Raw genomic sequence first — 2,931 nt, 5'->3', positions numbered from 1 at the left:
GGGCACGGCGTGGCGGCCAAGCACCTCGAGCGCCACGACGGCCTCTACGGCTGTAGCTCCGGCGCCGCCGGCGTCCTCGTCGATGAGCAGCGCGGCGGCACCGGTCTCGGCGACGCGGCCCCACACGGTCTCGCCGGGCGCGGTGTCACCGGCGGCCCAGGCACGCAGGACCGACGGCATGTCGGACTTACCCAGCAGCGAGTCGATGCTCGCGGCGAAATCGGTGATGTCGGGATCGATTGCGAAATCCATGGGGTCCCCCGTTATCCGCGCGGAAGGCCGAGAAGGCGCTCGGCGATGATGTTCTTCTGGACCTCGTTCGTGCCCGCGTAGATGGGCCCGGAGAGGGCGAACAGGTAGCCGTCCATCCACTGCTCGCCGGCCAGTTCGCCGGAGGTGCCGAGGATGTCGAGCGCGGTCTCGTGGGTCGCGATGTCCCACGTGGACCAGAAGACCTTGTTGATCGAGGACTCGAAGCCCAGGTTGGCGCCGCCGGTGAGCTTGGTGACCGTGTTCCAGGTGCTGAGCTCGTAGGCGCGGGAGCCGATCCAGGCGTCGACGACGCGGTCGGCCAGGGCGCCGCGGGTGCGCTCGTCGAGCTCGGCCTCGGCGCCCGACCACGTCTCCAGCAGGCGGTCGGTGGTGGCGAGGAAGCGGCCCGGGGAGCGCAGGGACAGGCCGCGCTCGTTGTTGGCGGTGGACATGGCCACCTTCCAGCCCTGGTTGACCTCGCCGATCACGCCGGACTCGCCGGGGTTCGCGGGATCGTCGGGGACGAAGACGTCCTCGAGGAAGAGCTCCGCGAAGCCGGGCAGGCCGTCGAGCTGGTCGATCGGGCGCACGGTGACGCCCTCGGCGCGCAGGTCGAACATGAAGTACGTCAGGCCCTTGTGGCGCGGCTCGTCCGGATCCGTGCGGAACAGGCCGAAGCCCTTGTCGGCGAACGAGGCGCGGGTCGACCACACCTTCTGGCCGTTGAGGACCCAGCCGCCGTCGACGCGCTTGGCGGTGGAGCGCAGCGACGCCAGATCGGACCCGGCCTCCGGCTCGGACCAGGCCTGCGCCCAGATGTCATCGGCGCGGGCCATGCGCGGCATGATCCGCTCGAGCTGCTCGGGGGAGGCGTGGTCGAACAGGGTCGGGGCCAGCAGGAAGATGCCGTTCTGGCTCACGCGCAGCGGCGCGCCGGCGCGGAAGTACTCCTCCTCGAAGACCACCCAGTTGACCAGGCCGCAGTCCCGGCCGCCGAACTCCTCGGGCCAGGACACGACCGACATGCGCGCGTCGGCCATCTTGGCCTCCCACGCGCGGTGGGCCTCGAAGCCCTCGGCGGTGTCCATGTGGGGAAGCGGCTCGGCGGGCACGTTGTCGGCCAGCCACTGCCGGACCTCGAGGCGGAACTCCTCGGTCGCGGCGTCCAGGTGCAGATCCACGGCGTCAGCCCTCCTTGTTCTGGTCGGCGGAGCCGGACCCGGTCGTGCCCTTGTTGGCGGTGTCGCGCATCGAGCGGGCGTCCATGCCGCCGAGGGAGGCGGAGAACGAGTCGGTGTCGTCCGGCTCGGCGTTGGCCGAGTGCGCGAACATGTGCCAGCCGAACGCGGAGTCCAGCGAGGTCTGCAGCCCCATCTGGTCCTCGTTGCCGTTGATGACCTTCTTGGCCAGCGTCAGCCCGAACGGCGGCATGGCCTTGATCTCGCCGGCGATCTCGTCAACCTTGGCCTGCAGATCCTCGCGCGGCACGACGTGGTTGAGCATGCCCCACTCCAAGGCCTCGGCCGCACCGAACCGTCTACCGGTGTAGAGGATCTCCTTGGCGCGGCGCGGGCCCAGCACGAAGGCGTGCGCGAAGTACTCGACGCCCGGGATTCCCATCTTCACCACGGGGTCGGAGAAGAACGCGTCATCGGAGGCCACGATGAAGTCGCACACCCACGCCAGCATGAGCCCGCCGGCGATGCAGGCGCCGTGGACCTGCGCGATCACTGGCTTGGGGATCTCGCGCCAGCGGCGGCACATCTGCACGTAGACCTCGGTCTCTCGCGCGAGACGCCGGTCGCCGCCGCCGCGGGTGGTGTGGTCCCACCAGATCGAGGCGCGGTTGGGGTACTCGATGTGATGGTCGCGCTCGGTGGTGCCGATGTCGTGCCCGGCGGAGAAGTGCTTGCCGTTGGCGCGCAGGACGATCACCTTCACGGCGTCATCGGAGACGGCCTTGATGAAGGCGTTGTCCAGCGAGTACGTCATGACCGAGTTCTGCGCGTTGCGGAAGTCCGGCCGGTTGAGGGTGACGTACGCGGTGCCGTCGGTGACCTCATAGGCCACGGGCTGCGTGTCCGGGCCGAGGTCGTCTACCCCGAGAACCGGGGGGATCGGTGCATCGGTCATGAGCTGGGACTCTCCTTACCTAGCAAGTGCTTGGTTGGTACTGTACCCGACGCCGCGCGCCGGCCCGATTCAGCGGACGGGTCACACCCCGTAGCCGCCGTCCACGTCGAGCTTCTGGCCCGAGATGAACCCGGCGCGCTCGGAGGCGAGGAAGGCCACGGCCTCCGCGATGTCCGCGGCCGTGCCGAACCGCCGCAGCGGGATGTTGCCGCGCGTGATCTCCAGCGCCCGCTCGTCCAGCTCGCCTGACGAGATCAGCCGCTCGGCCATCCCGTCGGTGAGCATCCCCGGCCCCACGCAGTTCACGCGCACCCCGAACCGCCCCTCCTCGGCGGCGAGCGCCCGCGCGAGTTGCTCGACCGCGCCCTTGGGGCCGGCCGACAGGCCGTCGCGGACGGGGTAGCGGGTGGTTGCGGCGGTGGTGACGACGACGACGTTGCCGCCCACGTCGCGCAGATGCTCCAGCGCGGGGTGCACCAGCGCGAAGAATCCGCCCGCGTCATCGCCGAGCTGACGCCGGAAATCGGTCGGCGATACGCGCGACAG

General features: G+C 70.1%; 4 protein-coding genes. All 4 read right to left on the bottom strand.

From position 1 onward, the window contains the following. Positions 1–252 (bottom strand): acyl-CoA dehydrogenase family protein (locus G6016_RS10675; protein WP_182632639.1); only part of this gene is annotated, 252 nt, incomplete at its 3' end. An 11-nt stretch (positions 253–263) separates the two neighbouring features. Next, a complete protein-coding gene (locus G6016_RS10670; RefSeq protein WP_182632638.1) occupies positions 264–1,433 on the bottom strand; it encodes an acyl-CoA dehydrogenase family protein in 1,170 nt (389 codons plus the stop codon). A 4-nt stretch (positions 1,434–1,437) separates the two neighbouring features. Continuing rightward, positions 1,438–2,385 (bottom strand): enoyl-CoA hydratase, encoded by a 948-nt coding sequence (locus G6016_RS10665; protein ID WP_182632637.1) that lies wholly within the window; start codon positions 2,383–2,385, stop codon positions 1,438–1,440. An 81-nt stretch (positions 2,386–2,466) separates the two neighbouring features. Next, positions 2,467–2,931 (bottom strand): SDR family NAD(P)-dependent oxidoreductase (locus G6016_RS10660; RefSeq protein ID WP_182632636.1); only part of this gene is annotated, 465 nt, incomplete at its 5' end.

Origin of the sequence: Dietzia aerolata (assembly GCF_014144865.1) — a bacterium.
Taxonomy (GTDB): domain Bacteria; phylum Actinomycetota; class Actinomycetes; order Mycobacteriales; family Mycobacteriaceae; genus Dietzia; species Dietzia aerolata.
The sequence above is the reverse complement of the archived record's forward strand: the minus strand, read 5'-3'. Positions and strand labels throughout refer to the sequence as shown.